The sequence below is a fragment of the Bradyrhizobium sp. 190 genome (assembly GCF_023073415.1).
GTDB lineage: Bacteria > Pseudomonadota > Alphaproteobacteria > Rhizobiales > Xanthobacteraceae > Bradyrhizobium.
Map to the genome: position 1 here is coordinate 26,820 of NZ_JADPJL010000016.1, position 16,799 is coordinate 43,618.

Genomic DNA, 16,799 nt, shown 5'->3' on the forward strand with positions numbered 1-16,799 from the left:
CCATCTGGCCGCGCACGCCAATCCCGCTCCCCCGTTGCGGCTGGTGAAGCTAAAAAGATGTTCAGCCCAACTTTTCGCCAAAAAGGGTCAATGTCCTTACTAGGGTTTCGGGAGCTGTTTGGCTGCTCTGCTGAACTGCTGGATGGTATGATGGGGAACTTTTGTCATCGTCGCCTGAACCGGAAGCGAAGAGGAGCGAACCGCTACGAATATGTTTGCCAGTCAGCTGCTATCACAACCACCGTGATCGGCATTGTTGGCATGGCCACGTGGCTCCTCAATAAACAGGCGAGGTTGAGAGATTTGGCCGAGCTGAAGCTCCATGATCTTAAGCCCTCTAACCTCTGCTGAGCAGGATGCGATCAGACAACCCGCGTCTGGCAACGTTACGCATATCTGCGATCTGCACTTTAATGGGAAAACGGTTCGCGCTCCTCGCATTGAGCGGACTGGTGCCCACGGGCTCGTCCTCCCGTACGCCGGGCGGGATCGGTGCATTGCTCCGGATCTACCGAAGGGCGGACGGCGATGTGATCGAGAGCTTTCCATTAACGAATAGGGCTAAGATCTGCCCATCATTCCAAGCAAGCACGTGAAACTGTATTCCTTGGACGGTCTCACGAGAAGTAATGGTGCCTGCGCAGCCGAACAGGTAAACAACGTCTGCGTAGTTTGAGCCAAGCCGAACGTTGCTGAGCTCCGAATCCTTGACGCGACAATGCCCGGCCGGGAGTGAGCGAGCGTTAACTGACTTGTAATCCGCATCCAGGTCACCAGGCGTGGCCGGATTGACGGGAGCTCCGCTTGGCGGGACGCCGGCTTGTGCCGGTGGAGGGCCGCTCGAGATCTGGGCCAGCTGCACGAATAACCACGTGAAGGCCGGAATCGCTTTGATCCGCAGGACTACTCGCCAGTTGATGGAACAGCCTATCAGGGCGAATGCTTGATAGATTTTCATCGAATGCCAATGCGTTCAAACGTCCATACTCAGCCACTCACGTAGGAAGGCGGCACGTCACCTGCAATCCACAATCAAACGCTGTATGCGAAAATGTGCGGTTCACCTCGAGTTACTTTCATTAAGAAGTCGGACCACTTGGAGTGGTCAAAGCACCTGTACTCTCAAGCCATTCGGTGCGAGTGTTAAGTTCGTCTTTTCACTGGACATTAATAACCCGCAGCAACGTAGCGGTGGCTGACATAGTCGTATCCGCTAGCTCGCCGCGGAACAAGTCGATCTCGCAATACGCCCATCTTTTCGAGCTCATAGAATCCGACGATATGACAATCGAGATATGACCAACGCGACCGCAGCTGTCCGAGCGTGCGGTTTCATATCGCTCCTCCTGCCGATTGGCGGCAGAGAGATGTGCGGAGTAGACCCAACGTCGGCCGCGGTCGCGCGGAGTCCATCCCTACGTGATGGGCGAATCGATGATGCTGCGTGAATAAGCAAGCAATCTGCCGATATGAAAAATGTCAGATTCTGCAGGCGCTTCGCATGAATCTGTTTGAGCCGGCTTGAACCTTACGTAACGTCAGGGTGTAGAGAGCCTCATCAAGGTAGCGAACAGGGGCTTGTGGTGTCCGACAGGAAATCCGACAAGACTCGTGTTGCCCAACGAAACTAAGTGTGCCGCCTATGCTAATTGTTATTCTGCTGTCCATCTCTTTCGCTATGTTCGGCACAGTTTACGCCGTGAGCGCATGGCTCTCCCATGGGAAGCGGGAGCGCGACGCCCCTTGCGTTCGCCCTACCCAAAGGCCCAGGAGGCGAGCATTCTAACCTGAAATCAAAAGAGCGCCTGACGCCATGGGCCGCACTCTTAGTCCGGCTCGCCGCTGCCTCTAAATCCATCTGCAGCTTGCTATAGGCGCCCATTCTCCCGAAACCACCTCGATATCGCGAGCCGGAACTATGAGAAGATCGTCATCGCCGACATCAAAAGCAGCGACTCGCTGATGGGCATTTGACGATGCCGGTTTCGAACAAATTCAGAGCCTCGTTTCTTTGACTGTCGGACGTTAATTCAACCAGCACGGTAGTGTTGAGGCCGAACCGGTTCAGGTTAAGCATCGCCCAGATATTAGGTGTCATATCCTTTCGTCTCCAATGCCTCTGCCGACGCGCGATTGTGATGACGGATAATTGCATTCGAATCGATCCGCGCGCTGGTGCTGAGTTCGGCGATGGAACGTCACTCGATGGAATACTGCGCGACGTTGCTAAGAATCGCTGAATTTCGGCGCCACTTGGCCGCCCGCGTCTCAGGTCTGCACCGCTCTTTCGATTATATATCGGTGATCCAAGTTAGGAGATTGCAATTGAAGGTCGGCGTTCCCAAGGAAATCAAGACGCACGAATACCGCGTGGGCCTGACCCCTGGAGCGGTCCGCGAATATGTGGCCGCAGGCCACAGCGTGCTGCTCGAGACCAATGCCGGTGCTGGTATAGGCGCTACGGATGACAATTATCGCAAGGCTGGCGCAACCATTCTGGAATCTGCTCGCGAGGTGTTCGCGTCGAGCGAGATGATCGTAAAGGTCAAGGAGCCACAGCCGTCCGAGTGGACTCAGCTGCGAGAAAATCAGATCCTCTTCACTTATCTTCATTTGGCCCCGGACCCCGAGCAGGCCAAGGGCCTCATGAAGTCTGGCTGTACAGCAATCGCCTACGAAACTGTGACTGACGCGCATGGCGGTCTTCCGCTCCTTGCGCCGATGAGCGAGGTTGCGGGCAGGCTTGCGATCGAGGCGGCAGGTAGCGCCCTGAAGCGGTATGGGGGCGGGCGCGGGCTGTTGATTGGCGGCGTGCCGGGTGTCCAGCCGGCTCGTATTGTCGTCATCGGAGGTGGCGTTGTCGGCATGCACGCGGCACGAATGGCGGCAGGCTTGGGTGCCGAGGTCACAATCCTTGACCGTTCGCTTCCCCGGCTTCGTGAACTGGATGAACTATTCGAAGGGCGCGTTCGTACTAGGTTCTCAACGATAGAAGCTGTTGAGGAGGAAGTATTTGCAGCGGACGTTGTGATCGGCGCCGTACTGGTTCCCGGCGCGAGTGCACCGAAACTTGTCAGCCGGAGCATGTTGAGCTCGATGCGCAAAGGCTCCGTCATCGTGGATGTAGCTATTGATCAGGGCGGATGCTTCGAGACATCGCGTCCGACGACGCACGCTGATCCAATTTTCGAGGTGGACGGCGTCATTCACTACTGTGTGGCCAATATGCCGGGAGCTGTCCCGCTGACCTCTAGCCAAGCACTGAATAACGCAACTCTGCCTTTTGGTTTGGCTCTCGCTAACAAGGGATTTGCAGCCGTCCTCGAAAATCCACATCTGCGGGCAGGCCTCAATGTCTATCGGGGGCGGCTGACTTACAAGGCGGTGGCCGAGAGTCTCGGCTTGCCATTTTCACCGATCGAACAGGCTGCGGCCTGATCCCAGAGGCCCTCAAGGGCGTTTCCTCCCTTACTTGGGCCACTCCTTCGGAGTGGCCCCTTTTTTCGGAGGCTACGATTCCCCTCAACGCAGTTTGATTGTCCTCTCGCAGATCAAGTCGGGCAGCTCTCCCAGAGAACATCCAGTCAGCTGCCCGGCGACACGAAAGCGTGGGGCTGGTGGAGATAGCGCCGTCGGTCGGAGCGCTCGCCTCCCGGTTTTGTAAACCGCCAAGGAGACCGGCTACCGCGGCTTCCACCCATTCGGGGTTGGCGCTGGGTAGACGCCGAACGAGAAAGAAGGGGTGATGATGGCGTTGAGCAACACGGAACTGCGCTACTACGACAGCAATGTCCTGCGCCTCCCTGACGACAAGCGGACGGAATATCATGAACAGGTGGATCGCCTGATCGCCGAACTGTGCAAGACCGTCCGCGACAAGACCGAGATCAAGATCACAAAGGTAGTAAAGGCTGGCTCCTTCGCCAAATATACCATCTTACGAAAGACGAGCGTCGATCCGGTTGATGTCGACGTGGTATTCTATATTTCCGGGCGTGATGCCGATAAGGAGACGCTCGATAGTCTGAACAACACCATCTACGACCTGCTGATCAAGCAGTATCCCAACAAATCGGTCGAAGATTTCGAGATCCAGCGCAAGGCTGCGACCGTGACCTTTGTCGGCACGGGGCTGAGCGTCGACATTGTCCCGGTGATACAGGACGAGAACCGGCCAGGCTATGGCTGGCAGTTTGATATCCATGACGGGTCGAAAATCCAGACCTGCGCTCCCTGTCAGATCAAGTTCGTCCGGGATCGCAAGAACCGGGACAGCGATTTCCGCACGCTGGTGCGCTTGGCGAAGAAGTGGCGCAACCATGCCGATATCAAGCCGCTCAAATCCTTCGCGATCGAGCTCATCATGGCCCATCTGCTGGCGAGGCAGGGTAATTTCGGGAGCATCGAGCAGCGCTTCCGGAATTTCCTTCTCTACATCGCCCAATCGGGTCTGAAAGAGCAGATTAGCTTCCCCGAGAATACGGCGCCGTTCGGGACCTTCACCGATCCCGTTGTCATCCTCGACCCTGTTTACAGCCTGAACAACGTGACAGGCCGGATTTCGGAAGCCGAGCGCAAGGAGATCGTCGCAGCGGCGGAGGCGGCGTGGGAGACCGCGAATTTTGCATCGGCCGAAAATGACAATGAGGTCTGGAAGGAGATCTTCGGCCCTCGCTTCAAGACGGAGGACTGAAATGAGCCAGACCAGAACCGCCACTGCCACTGCCACCTACACGGTCGTCGACATCGAGAATGTAGTTCGGCGCGTGAAAGCCGATCTCATCATGATCGCCGACAGCACTGGCGCCTGGACTGCTGCAGAGGCGGCGCTGTATGCTCATGACATCGAGGTTCTCGCAAAAGCAGGCTACCTCTCGTGGGTTGACGTCACGCTTCTCAGTAATGGCCTCGAGCTCAAAGCCGTCAGGTTTGAGGTCGACACGGAAGCGGGTTCGCTCACCACGAGCCGCCCTGGCGGGGTGCGCTGGCCGAAGGTCGCGGGTGCATATCTGCGTGTCATCCTCAGCTACACCGAAGCGTACACGAGCGCGGCGCGCGAGGCGGTGAAAGGAAAGCTGAAAATCGGCTGGGTTACGTCATACGAGGATACCAGTCACGCCAACTTGACGTCTTCAGGCGGCCGCAACTACGTCAGCAACGCCTATGGCATGCAGAGAAAGGATTGGGTGAAGTGAGTCAGCCGAGCATCTTCGATAGCGAAACCCCACTGCCTAGCGAGGCGCTCGCCAAGCGGGAAAAGACGTTGCTACGATTTGCTGCGCGTTATGCCCGTATCCATGACCAGCTTCGGTTGCTGCTGAATGTCGGTGGTCTCGGCGAATGGAACCGAAAGCACCATGGCGGCAAGCTCGCGATCTGCGAACTTGTCGCCGAGCAGTACCCGCTCGTGATCTTTCATGGCGACGTTGGGACCGGCAAGACGGCGATGGCCGAATGCATCGCCAACAAGCTCGTCGCCGAGGCGAGGAGCGAAGATTCGATCCTTTTCAAGCTGTCGAACCGCGTGCGCGGCAGCGGCATGGTCGGCGAGATGGGAACGCTGATTGCTGAAGCCTTTCGCAAGGTGATCCAGTCGGCTGGCAAGAGCCGGCGTGCCATCCTGATCATCGACGAGGGAGACAGCCTTGGCGCGTCCCGCGCGCAGGAACACAGCCATCACGAGGATAAGGTGGCGGTGAACACTCTGATCCAGGGCGTCGACGATCTTCGGCAGTATGGCGGCCGCATCGTCGTCATCCTCTGCACCAATCGGCTCTCGGTGCTCGATGCCGCATTGCGTCGGCGCGCAGCAATCATTGAGGAGTTCAAGCGGCCCTCGGACGAAGAACGCCGCCAGCTCTTTCAGATGGATCTCGCCGGTCTGAACCTTCCGGAGACGCAGATCTCCGATCTTGTGGCGGTCACTGGTGCCCGCGGCAGCAATCCGGCTTGGACATATTCGGATATTCGCACGCGTCTTTACCCCGCCGCCTTAGCGAAAGCCTATCCGCAGCAGGCGCTCCGGTTCGAGCATTTAAAGTCAGTCGCCGCGGCGCTTCATTCCTCGCCGGTGATGGAGGATAGGTAATGCCGCGGTCCCCTCTCTACGGCCGGCGCATTCACATTTCTGGGAGCGTTGTGGATGATACAACAGTCGCGCCAGCAAGCGAGGTCCACGGGGCGAGGGAGCTGATCGCTGGGCTGGCAAAAGAGCTGATCAAGCGTGGCGCCAACTTCGTGGTCCCTGTGGATGCTGAGCCGCTGCGCAAGGTCGACGCTTTACCGATCTGCTTCGATTGGCTGATCTGGAAGACAATCAAGGACAGTTTGGCGCTGCGACCGGCGAACGTGCCGGGTCCCCTCGCGGTCGCGGTGCAACATCAAAAGACTGAAGATCAGATTCCGGAGGACTATGTAGGTCTCTGGGACGAGCTGCGCGCCTCACAGCTAATCAAAATCGAGAGCGCGGCGCACTGGAACATGAACAGCAAGCGGATGGAGGCTCAGGCTCGATTTGGCGATATCCTCATTGCACTGGGAGGCACCGAGGGCGTGCTCTATCTTGCAAACCTCTATCATGATGCCGGCAAGCCGATTATTCCGCTCAATCTTGCCCTCTGTCCCGAAACAACCGGTGCGCGATGCCTCTATAATTTCGGGCTGGCTAGCAGCCAGACCCGCCGCCTGTTTCAGATTGCCGACGACGGTGATGCGCATGACTGGGTCAACAGAATTCGCTTCCCGCAGCGGCAGTCGATCGCGGATCGCGTTTCTGTACTGGTCGAGCTGCTTGAGTCACTTGAGAGGCCCAAAGCCTTCGCCGTCCGACTACTGAACCCTGATCTGCCCGACTATGCTGACGTCCAGAATTTCTTCGATACGGTGGTTCAGCCCGTGGTCGAAGGTGAGCTTGGGTATCACCTCGTCGTTATCGACGGCCGCCAAGCTTATGAGTATTCCCGAATTGACCAAGAGATATTCGCGAAGCTCCATCGCAGCAGCGTGGTGCTAGCTGACATCACAGGCGCGCGGCCAAACTGCTTTCTTGAGCTTGGATACGCTCTGGGCCGCGGCCTGCCGACGATGGTAATGGTGCTTGAAGGCGCGAGCTTGCCTTTCGACATTACGACATTTTCTGGGCTTCATTGGAAAACGTCCGGCACTGTGGACGACAGGCGGCGCGCGTTCCGAGAGCACTGGCAGGCGATCCGCAACCGCCCCTCACTCGTTCCAGCGGAGCCGTTGATCTCATGAGCGACAAGCGCGAAGTTTTCGTCTCGGTCGACGTGGAAACCGCCGGTCCGATCCCCGGCGAATTCAGTCTATTGTCTATCGGTGCCTGCTCCATCTACGAGCCAGAGAAGACATTCGCGTGCGAGCTGAAGCCGATCAACGCGAACTTCGATCCCAAGGCTTTGGAGGTGAGCGGGCTCTCTCTAGACGAGCTCGCGCGAACAGGACTTATGCCCTCCAATGCCATGCGAACCTTTTCGCACTGGCTCTTGACCTTGGCGCGTCGGAATGAAACCCTCGTATTCGTCGGTTTTAACGCGCCGTTCGACTGGTCCTTCGTGAACTACTATTTCCATCGGTTTACGGGCAGCAATCCATTCGGCTTCACGGCGCTCGATATCAAGGCGCTCTACATGGGTGCGACGGGCTGCCGCTGGAGTGATACGCGTTCGAGCAGGATTGCTGAAAAGCTCAAACCAGCTTTGGCCGGGACGCATGATGCGCTGCGCGACGCGCTGTACCAGGCTGAGATTTTTCGGCTGATCAGGTCCGAGCTCATTGATAAGAGCTGACAGCACAGTCTGACTCTGCTATCCGCGATTACTCGATTGCGATCGCGAATGCTTCCGGAGTGGCTACGCTTCTACGCGCGGTGCCACTACATTACGTTACTCGCCGGTGAAGTACTGGAAATACGGGTCGTGGACCCAGCGCTCGCACACCCCCTCGTCGGATAGCCCGTAAATGTGCTTGAGCAGCAGAAGCCCGATCATGAAGCGGGTCGCGATCCCCGGCCGGCCGTGCTCGCTGTAGAGCGGCGCAATCTCGCCGTCGATCCAGTCCCAGTCGATCTTGCCGGCTAGCAAAACCAGTTCGTGCTTCAGATTGATGATCTGGTCGAGCCGAGCCCGGAACAGATCGTTCGATCCAGTCGTCTGATGCTTCTTCGGCCGCATCGTCCCCCCCCGATGCAGACAAGGAATCATGCTTCCCGCTTCGAGGGAATCCCGAAAACGAAATCGCAAGGTTCCGACGCCCAAAGCATCAAAACCTTGCAATCTGGAAACGTCCCTTAGTTCAAATCGAGATTCCAGATCAGTGGCTTACGCCTTCTTCACGGACGACCACGTTACCCTCACGGCACAGCGCCACGGATTATGGCCTTGGCTGTCTCTGTGGATCTTCCGACCGCCTCTTCGTAACGTGCCCCGAACTACCAAAATGCTCATTCCTTCCCAGTTGCTCTCTGCAAGCCGGAAAGCCAATTTGTTGAACAGCCCTCGGCCGTCATGAGTTGCCATATCCACCTGTAAAGCTTGCTCCGTCAGCCGCACCGGCTGGCAGTCCGGACGCGTCAGCAATACGCATATATCATCTTTTGGTGTGAGGATCGTCGTACGGATCTTCGCGCGTGTCACGCTGACGCGAAAGTTCTGGCGCGCCTGGATCATCGCTCCGTCCCGGAGATTGCCTCCGACAATTCGGTCAGGGTTGGCCACGATCTCGCCTCTGACGCGCCTAGGCCAGCTTCCCGATCGATCAGTTGCCTGAAACTCGTGATGCATTCCTGATCCCGCTCCTCATGATGCGGGTGATCTGAGTCCTTCTCGTCCAGGCCGCGGGTCGCGTGAGCCGCAAGCTCGATATCATCGATCATGGTCGAAAGCCGGCGCGCTGCAATGGTGATGGATGGCCGGGTCTCACCGTGAACGCATGACACCGAGAGCGCCTGAATTTGCGAGTCATCCTTATAGAAGCGTTTCTTCTGCCAATCCTCGTCTGCCGATCCCTGTCGGCCAAGAAGATCAAGCAGGTTCTTGACGATGGAATGCACCTGTGTGGCGTCTTGTGCGTGGTCGCAAGCCGAATCCGCAGCGCTAATCGGGCCGCGAAGCGCCGTTCGCTTCGTCTCCTCAAGCTGCTCCGCAACCTGGAACTGGAACGCCGCCCTCTCGGCCTCGGACATCTTCTTCGACCGAGGCTCCACGCCTTCGACTATGAGCAGGACCTGCTTGCGCCGCCGCATGCGATGTCGCGCGAGCCTGCCCGCGGGCGTCTGCAAATAGGCCTTAATCTCACTTTCCGATTTCATGTCACGTGCTGGCAGAACGAACGTACCGCCGAACATAGCCGATCCAGATCAGTCGTGAAGGCCTAACCCCGATCCCTTGCGCGTGCCGGCGGCGCTTCGCGTCAAGAGCCGGCTAATGCGGTCTGCAAAGCAAGTCTTACTCCTGGCTCAATCGCCGGAGTACATCACGTCCGAAACGGCAAACTCCTGCTCGATGAAGCGACGCGCCAATTTGTGCATGACACGGGCCGCCGTGTGCAGACGAACGACCTCGTGGGCGTCGTCGGGATCGGATTTCGAGTGCTTACCTGCATGAGCTACCGCGATGCGGCATGAATCGTGGATGTATTTGTGCGGCGGGTCGTTACCGCATAAGGCCAGGAAGCGGTTGATGTCGTCGTCTTCCTTGGGCTCAATCTGCAACGCCTCAAAATGAGTGCGAAACCATGTCCGCGCGGCCTCTTTGCCGGGATGCCGGATCTCGATGATCTTGTAATAGTTCAGCACGGCATAGCTGATGAATCCGTTTTGCTGTGCATTGCGCGCTTCTCGGTAAAGCGCAAGCGCGCGCCGGACCTCCTCGGAATTCGGTATCTTCCGGTCAAAAATGTAGTCATGCGCCATTGTGAAGGCGAGATCGCGCTTTGACAACGGAACCGGCACAGGATTTCCCGACCATCCATATTCCGCGATCGCGAAATTGTCGTCGCACCATGCCATCACGCTAAGAAAGCGGTTGATGACCGTCATGGCGGTCGACTCGTCAACGCGGTTGGCCGTCAGATCGATGTGAACCGATTGCACGTGGTCCTTGGTCTTGGGCATAAGCACAAGCTGGTATTGATCGAAGGTGATGAGCTTTTCCTCCTTCGGCCACGTGACCTGGTTATCCACGCCGACATGGAGAAAGCGCGAGCCATTGCGTACGCCGAGCTTCCGGTAGCGTTCCTGCTGGGCCTCTTCGGCATCGTACTCCGAGCCATCGCCTTCGGGTGGTGCCGGAAAGCGCTCGGCAAGCTCACATTCCCGCGCCAGCCGCCGAAAGAATTCCTGGGTAAACGACATCTCGCGCATCGCGGGCGCGTTCATCCGGCCGCAGTCAGGATCGAAACCGATTTCGCTTCCCTTCGCGAGCAGCGCAACGGATCCCTTCGGTACGAAGTAGGCTCGCCGCTTTTCTCCATCGCGCATATAGACAACCTCGGCCCCGCCATGGCTATTCACGCCCGTTTCGGCGATGGTCAGCTTCATGCGAACGAAACTCGCCCGGGCTATCTTGTTTGCCAGAAGGACGGTGACAACGTCGCTGATCGTCTCCGCCATGAAGAAGGACGCGTCGGCGCCCCCAACCGGGCGCAACCCTTCAAGCACCGTCGCCACATGCCCGGCCCAGCCGGGATGCGTCGTCACGAGCCCGAAGATGGCAGCTGCTATCTGATGGCCGGATAGCTTCTCCTCGCGCCGCTCCCTTCCGCGAGGAAGTCGGCCGTATCGACGGATTGACTCAAATCGCTGATCCATTTCCTGCGGCGAGCTATATGATACGTCGCTATTCTGGTTCAGTAAGCCGAGGATACGAGCAAGGTTCTTTGCATACATCGCGTTTCTCTCTCCGCGGGGTCCCGCCTGCTTCTAGTCGCAGGCAAGCCGATAATCCCGGAGCACGGGATTGGACCCAGCTCGCGGTATTCCTTCTTCAGGGATAGGTAGCTCGAGAGCGGTCAGAAGGTAGCAAAGCGCCTCCATCGCCCGCGTCGATTTCGAGAAGGCGCGGAATTGGGCGTCGCTCTCCGGATTGAAGTGGCCATGGGCGCTCTTGCCGCGAAAGCTGATCGCGCGCTTGAGGTGGTAGACTGCCTCGTCGGGCAGAACGCCTTTGCCGAAGCGTGCTTCGACCATGCCAACGAGCCGCTTGAACTGCTGCTCGGCAGTTTCCGCCCTGATCCAGCGGATAGCGCCCGCAATCCGCTCGCCAATGGCAACGTCATGGCCGAGCTCTTGCGCTTTCGCCGCCGCCACGGCCAAGATTGCATCGATATCGGAACCGGAGAGCATGGGTTGCGCTTTCGCGATAGGGATGTCCTCAAGCCAGCGGCAAGCGTTGAGCAGCCGTTCCGAAGAGACCACATTCTTCAAGCCGAAGCTTGCCATCATGAGTGCGTTGGGTCGCCGCCATGCCGCCGCCCGGTTCATCCAGGCAACAAGGCATTCCCGGAAAGAGGCCAGCTCCTTGTCGTCCCAGCATCGTACCGGCGAGCCGCCGACCCAGAGATCGCGATTGTCGACCTCAGCCTCGGGCCAGATATAGTGCACTTCATGCTCGCCGGGATATTCGTGCTGTTCGGCGGCTTCCATCATCTGCGCGAAGGAAAGGCGGTCGATCCGGATTGCCGATGGCTTAAGCTGCACACCGAAGCAAAACGACAGGAAATTCACGTAATCCGAGACGTGCTCGATGTAGTCCCGTAGGCTTGGCGGCTCTTCGAATTCGATTTCGAAGGTTGGCCAGAGCTCTTTCGGCCCCTCAAACTCCCCGCCATAGGTCGCGCTATACCAAGCTCGAACCGTCAAGCCCTGGGCAGTATCGTTGAAGATGATGAGGTGCTCTTCCGTTGGGAACCGGTTGCGGCCGATCGCTTTGACTTTACGGTCATGGCGCATCAGTCCATTCGTATGCTTCACGTGGAAGGAGACCCTCTTGACTCTGTCCTCGGCTCTCCACGGATCGTGGCCAACGACAGCAACGTTTGAAAGAATTTCTTGCCGGTGCGTCTCCCGTTGCGGCGCGATGTTGCGCGAACTCGTTCCTGCGATCGTCGTGACGTTGGAATGCAGCGAGACGATTTCATTCGTCTCGGTTTGCAAAAAGACCGGCTGCTCCCCCTTGATGTGAAAGAAGTCCGCGTAGCTATAGATCCGGGCGCGAATCTCTTCATCCGAGACCAGCACCGTTCCCGTGAGGTTTTCACCGGTAACAAGCTCGATGCAATGCAGCGGCTTCCCGCTCTCGATCTTCGGCATGCAACACCTTTGGTGCTTTACGTGCTCTGCATCATGTACGAGCTAGAACCGCCATGCCGCCAGAGCCGCAAAAAAAGATCAACACTGCCGCACAAACCGCCAGCGCGCCGACCGCATTAATCCTGAATCCCCACAGACTGACTTCGAGCCTTGGCTCACGCATCGCGCAATTCTCCATTTAGAACTTAGAGAACGGCTATGCGGAGGGATTTCTTTTTGTCGCCGGTTTTCTGCCGGTCGTCAACCACGCGCGGCTTTTCGATCGTGGATGCTTTTAAAGGAGCTTTGAAGGGCATTTGAAGGCCGTTTGAAAACCTGCAGGGGCCCGGGAGTTCGGCTGCGCTGTCGTCTTAGCACGCATGGCCCAGGTGATTCCCCTGTTCTGTCAGAAGCAGCCGTCACAAAAGAGGGCTTGGGCGCGTGCGGCAAGCCGCACCGGCGCCACCCGTCTACCGAAAACGATCCCAATACACTGGTGTCCGAGGCAGATGCCAAGAATGGGGAGGCACCTGAAGGTTCGCGGACATCGCCGTAGATATCCTGGCCTCACTTGGGGTGCAGGGGCCAGGAGAAATCACCACTGCGAGCGGCTTGAGGTCAACAAATCTCTGACGCAACGAGAACACCGGCGGCCACACGGAAATCTATCCAACAAGGGCGTTTAGAAAGCCCTGTTCTGCATGCTCCGGGCTTCACGTTACGGGGCATCTAGAACGTTTAAACCGTACTTTTGGATCTGTTCGGTCAGGAGTGCATTGAAGCAGGATAGGATGTTGTGCGGTCAAGGACCAAGCTTCGTCGGGCAAACGGGCGAACGATCCGTGTTGCCCGAGGCAGACTGCTGCCTCAACCCGCGGCTTGAAGGCGATGACAAAACGACAGCATCTACATGCGCGCCAATTCAGCAACGAAAGCCCGTTCACAGGCTTCCACGTCGATCCATTGTCAGTTCCCATGCGTCCTGCGCCGAAGGCCGATCCTTTGTCCCGCCGCCGTAGGAGGGCGGTTGTCAGCGGAGTTTCAGTCATGGTCCTATGCGTTCCGAAAAAAGCCGTGCCTTTGCAAAATTGGCAGCAGCTCATGATGGTCATGAATGATGTAATCCGGCTGCGCAGCCTGCAAACGCGACTCGGAAACAAATCCGCCGGTAATGGATATGCTGATAAGCCCGAGGTCGCGTGCAATTTCCGTTTCAACCGGCATATCGCCGATGATGAAGGTTGACTCTGGCTTCAGATTATTTGCTTGCATATACAGGCGAAGCCGTTCGCCTTTGCTCATGCTTTTGAATTGAGTGGCGCGGCTTTCGAAGGCTAGAACCTCGTTGACGCAATCGTCGATTCCAAGCCTGCGGATTTGGGAACGAAGAGGATCGACTATATAGCTGCTGAGAACGATCGTTGAGACCGCCTGTCGACGTGCCGCTTCTAAAATGCAGCGCGCGCCTTTGCGCAGATCGGCCTTGCGCGCCAGCGGTTCGTAGGTGTCGTGAAAAATAGCGCTGCCATCGCTATCCACGATTGCGGCTTCACCTTCCGACATTCCGACACTGCGGTAAAGAACAGAAAGCGGGAGCTCGCACTGTTGCCGAAAAGTTTGCATATCGATATCAGGGCGACCGAAGCGCCCTAGAATGAGATTGATCGTTTTCAGCAACGCATCGGCGTCGTCGAGCAGCGTGCCATTCCAATCAAATACTAGAGTAGGTTTCATGATGACCTCAGGCAACGGCTGATTCCGGGAAGGGAAGATCGGCGATTAACTTGTTCAAATTCTTGTTCGCGCGTTTTTGCCCCGCTGGGGTTGGCATCTCGAACGTAAACGGCGACAAATCGATTCCATCATGCCCCTGCGGAAGCAAGGATACGAGAACTTGGAAGGGTAGATAAGTGATAGTCGCAGCATCGATGGATACGGCAATTGTGCTTTCGATGATCCTGAGCATTTGCGGTTCGATGTTATGAAAACGCAGGCTTTGCTTCCGCTGTTCGGATGGCAGAGCTTTCCATATTTGCCAGAACACCAACTCATCCATCGTGTCGATACCCATGCCGTAGTAATTTGGCGCCACTATAGGTGGTGAACCGATTACCCAATGCACAGCCTTTGCCCCGGCGGAAAGGAGCATATTCGTGACAGCCCGACTCGTATCGCCGCGAATGAGGGCTTCATCGACCATGATTATGGTGCTGTCAGCAACGTCCTCCTCTGCGACACGGTATTTCTGGTCAATAAGAGATCTTCGCTCGCTAATGATACCTACAAGCGTCCGCTGAGAAAACTGTGTTGCGACGACTTCGTGACGTCGGACGATGGCACCGTCTTCGGCGAGTGATGCAAACAGACCATCAGCATACGGCCCTCCGGTTCGCGGCATGGAAGAAACGATAAAAGGGGCGGACCCCACTTCTACTGCCAGTCTCGGCGCAATAAGTTTACCAAGAGCCACTCCGATATTGTAACGGGTTTCGAGATGAGATTGGCGTTTCGACGTGTTGGGGCTTCCTAGGTAAAGCGTCTCGTAGGCGCACAGCTTGGTTTTATGTCGAGCATCGCCCACAGATCGATCAAGGCATACTCCCGTTTTTCCGTTCACATACTTGATGTGGCCTGGTAAAATTTCGTCTGCCTTGCCTTGTAGTCCGGAAAAGGCACAGTTTTCCGAAGCAAAAAGCAGAAAGCCGTCGTCGGTTTGCATGAATTCCAAAGGTCGCAAACCATATCGGTTGCGGAAAGCAATGAGATTTCCTTCACCATCCAACAAGAGTGCGCTGACGGCGCCATCGACACGGTCATCTATCTCCCGAAAGAGGTTTTCGTGATTCACCGGCAGACCATGCTGCCAATAATCACTTTGACAGGTACGCTCAATCAGCTTGAGCAAGAGTTCGGCATCAGTTTTGCCGTCAAAGCTGTGCCCTTGGACGAGCAATTCCTCTCTAAGTTCATCAGCGTTGACCAAGGCCCCGTCTAGGGAAATCGTCAAATGGCGGAAACCGTCTTTATGGTTGTGAACAGGCTGAACGTCGCTCTCGTCGCGCTCCCTGTTAGACGGACTACGAATGTGTGCAATCGCTACGCGGGGCCTGAAATTCGCATACTGTTCATTATAGTCATTTGTTGTTAATTCGCGTGCCGGCTGAGACGACTTTGTATACTGAACACGTTTTTCATGCATGAAGACGGCAAGACCGAACCCCGCCTGTCCACGAAGTGCAAGTTTCGGAAGCATGTGCTGGAGCCGATCATAAACGGTCTCCTGTGAATGACTTGAAGGCAACAGAAAAACACCAGCAACGCCGGACATGCTATTATCCTTCAAAGAAAAGATGACGATTGTTATCGTCGTCATTCGACAAACTGCGTGTGTCGTGTTCAACCAAGACTCCGCGCCCGAATCCGACACTAAGGCGATGTATTCCGCCGGCGCGGTGCGAAGCACGTCGTTCTGCTCCCCTTTCAGCAAGGAGCGTGCCAGCGTCTTAGGTGGCACGGCTCACGCCGGCAGATCGCGACGGCTCCGGAAATACGGGAGTTTTGATCAAACGGCCGCGATCCGAGCTGTTGGATCTACGACATGTTGGCTGAGGCGCGACGCGTTTTACGCAAATAGGCGTCGCGAATTGAACGTCCGCAGTCGGCGCGGCGCTAGAGTCATCCAGATCGCCCGCATGCAGTGTCGCCGGTAATTGTTACAAGATCATTGGCTCCCGGTGCACCATATGCGGTGCGCGTAAGTGCGGATAGCGCGACCAACCGCAAGAAGAACATGCACCTGACCGTCGCGAAAGCCCGGTGGCTTGGTCGATGACGGCTGCAGGATCGGCCTACTCTCCCCAGTAGGCGCAACGTGCGCTCCGGTTTCGAGACGGTGGGATCGAAAGGAGAGGGCAGGCCAGGTGCAGATGATCGATGCCGTTGAGGCGCTCGCCATCGATCCCGCCGATGTCGCAAGCCGACCCGCTGGCACCACGTTCATAACCGTCTGTCTGTGAAACCCGCGTTCCTACCCGAAGAACATCAGTCTATTGTCAGAGAGTGGATGGATCTGCTCCAATGAACAGGACCGCGATGTAGCTCTCATAGAGTGTGCGGTCTCAGTCGAGAAGGGGCAGGCTAACAGCCTCGAATATTGGCTGCGACAGCCAGACGGCGCTTTCCGCTGGTACCGGTGCACGGCCGTGCCGCTCAGGAATCGGGGCGGTAGCGTTCGGGAATTGCTTAGCTTTGGATGGATGTGCACCACGACAAACTTTCTGGCCGCCACAATGGCTCATCGAGGCTCACTGGGACGCAACTGCGGGCGCCCGGCGGCATTCTGAAATGGTCGGTCAAGCAGCTGGCCGGGCGAAGTGGGGATATCCTCCGCGGTCATTCGCCGGCTCGAGGAGTACAACGACACTCCGCCGATGGTCGACGAGTTGATGGAAATCCTCCGGAGCACGTTTTCGGCTGCGGAAATCGAATGTTTTTC

General features: G+C 57.0%; 13 protein-coding genes and 2 pseudogenes. 6 read left to right on the plus strand and 9 right to left on the minus strand.

What is annotated here, in order from left to right:
• The first annotated feature begins 2,325 nt into the window (after nucleotides 1–2,325).
• From ald to IVB22_RS14485, 3 genes are all read left to right on the plus strand, one after another.
• Nucleotides 2,326–3,438, plus strand: a complete 1,113-nt coding sequence (gene ald / locus IVB22_RS14475) for an alanine dehydrogenase (RefSeq protein WP_247518054.1) — start codon at nucleotides 2,326–2,328, stop codon at nucleotides 3,436–3,438.
• 307 nt (nucleotides 3,439–3,745) lie between these two features.
• Entirely contained in the window at nucleotides 3,746–4,693 is a 948-nt protein-coding gene (locus tag IVB22_RS14480) for a CBASS oligonucleotide cyclase (protein ID WP_247518011.1), read from the plus strand.
• Between the two features lies 1 nt (nucleotide 4,694).
• Nucleotides 4,695–5,195, plus strand: coding sequence for a hypothetical protein (locus tag IVB22_RS14485; protein WP_247518012.1), 501 nt, complete (start codon nucleotides 4,695–4,697; stop codon nucleotides 5,193–5,195).
• 71 nt (nucleotides 5,196–5,266) lie between these two features.
• On the opposite strand, the gene IVB22_RS14490 is transcribed toward IVB22_RS14485, so the two are convergent.
• Entirely contained in the window at nucleotides 5,267–5,419 is a 153-nt protein-coding gene (locus IVB22_RS14490) for a hypothetical protein (protein WP_247518013.1), read from the minus strand.
• Nucleotides 5,420–5,446: 27 nt separating this feature from the next.
• Between IVB22_RS14490 and IVB22_RS14495 the strand changes: the two genes are divergently transcribed.
• From IVB22_RS14495 to IVB22_RS14505, 3 genes are read left to right on the plus strand one after another with little or no spacing between them, the layout of a single operon-like run.
• Nucleotides 5,447–6,088 (plus strand): ATP-binding protein, encoded by a 642-nt coding sequence (locus IVB22_RS14495; protein WP_247518014.1) that lies wholly within the window; start codon nucleotides 5,447–5,449, stop codon nucleotides 6,086–6,088.
• On the plus strand, nucleotides 6,088–7,254 hold the full coding sequence (locus tag IVB22_RS14500) for a hypothetical protein (protein WP_249805206.1): 1,167 nt from the start codon (nucleotides 6,088–6,090) through the stop codon (nucleotides 7,252–7,254). The genes IVB22_RS14495 and IVB22_RS14500 overlap by 1 nt, the downstream gene beginning before the upstream one ends.
• Nucleotides 7,251–7,805: a 3'-5' exonuclease gene (locus IVB22_RS14505; protein ID WP_247518016.1), complete on the plus strand. Its 555-nt coding sequence runs from the start codon at nucleotides 7,251–7,253 to the stop codon at nucleotides 7,803–7,805. The genes IVB22_RS14500 and IVB22_RS14505 overlap by 4 nt, the downstream gene beginning before the upstream one ends.
• Before the next feature lie 99 nt (nucleotides 7,806–7,904).
• Here the strand turns inward: IVB22_RS14505 and IVB22_RS14510 are convergent.
• The 8 genes and pseudogenes from IVB22_RS14510 to IVB22_RS14545 form a co-directional block, all read right to left on the minus strand.
• Nucleotides 7,905–8,189, minus strand: a pseudogene (locus tag IVB22_RS14510) (transposase); the annotation flags it as partial.
• Between the two features lie 147 nt (nucleotides 8,190–8,336).
• The gene (locus tag IVB22_RS14515) at nucleotides 8,337–8,684 is read right to left on the minus strand and encodes a hypothetical protein (protein ID WP_247518017.1); all 348 of its coding nucleotides are present in this window, start codon (nucleotides 8,682–8,684) and stop codon (nucleotides 8,337–8,339) included.
• Nucleotides 8,681–9,325: a hypothetical protein gene (locus tag IVB22_RS14520; RefSeq protein WP_247518018.1), complete on the minus strand. Its 645-nt coding sequence runs from the start codon at nucleotides 9,323–9,325 to the stop codon at nucleotides 8,681–8,683. The genes IVB22_RS14515 and IVB22_RS14520 overlap by 4 nt, the downstream gene beginning before the upstream one ends.
• A 147-nt stretch (nucleotides 9,326–9,472) precedes the next feature.
• Nucleotides 9,473–10,903 (minus strand): methylamine utilization protein MauJ, encoded by a 1,431-nt coding sequence (gene mauJ, locus IVB22_RS14525; protein WP_247518019.1) that lies wholly within the window; start codon nucleotides 10,901–10,903, stop codon nucleotides 9,473–9,475.
• Nucleotides 10,904–10,936: 33 nt separating this feature from the next.
• Complete coding sequence (locus IVB22_RS14530) at nucleotides 10,937–12,325, minus strand: hypothetical protein (protein WP_247518020.1); 1,389 nt, start codon at nucleotides 12,323–12,325, stop codon at nucleotides 10,937–10,939.
• A 430-nt stretch (nucleotides 12,326–12,755) separates the two neighbouring features.
• Nucleotides 12,756–12,927 (minus strand): annotated as a pseudogene (locus IVB22_RS14535) (aminodeoxychorismate/anthranilate synthase component II); the annotation flags it as partial.
• Between the two features lie 430 nt (nucleotides 12,928–13,357).
• Entirely contained in the window at nucleotides 13,358–14,053 is a 696-nt protein-coding gene (locus IVB22_RS14540) for an HAD family hydrolase (protein ID WP_247518021.1), read from the minus strand.
• Nucleotides 14,046–15,818 carry a hypothetical protein gene (locus IVB22_RS14545; protein WP_247518022.1) on the minus strand — a complete coding sequence of 591 codons (1,773 nt, stop codon included), beginning with the start codon at nucleotides 15,816–15,818 and terminating at the stop codon, nucleotides 14,046–14,048. The genes IVB22_RS14540 and IVB22_RS14545 overlap by 8 nt, the downstream gene beginning before the upstream one ends.
• Nucleotides 15,819–16,799: the final 981 nt, after the last annotated feature.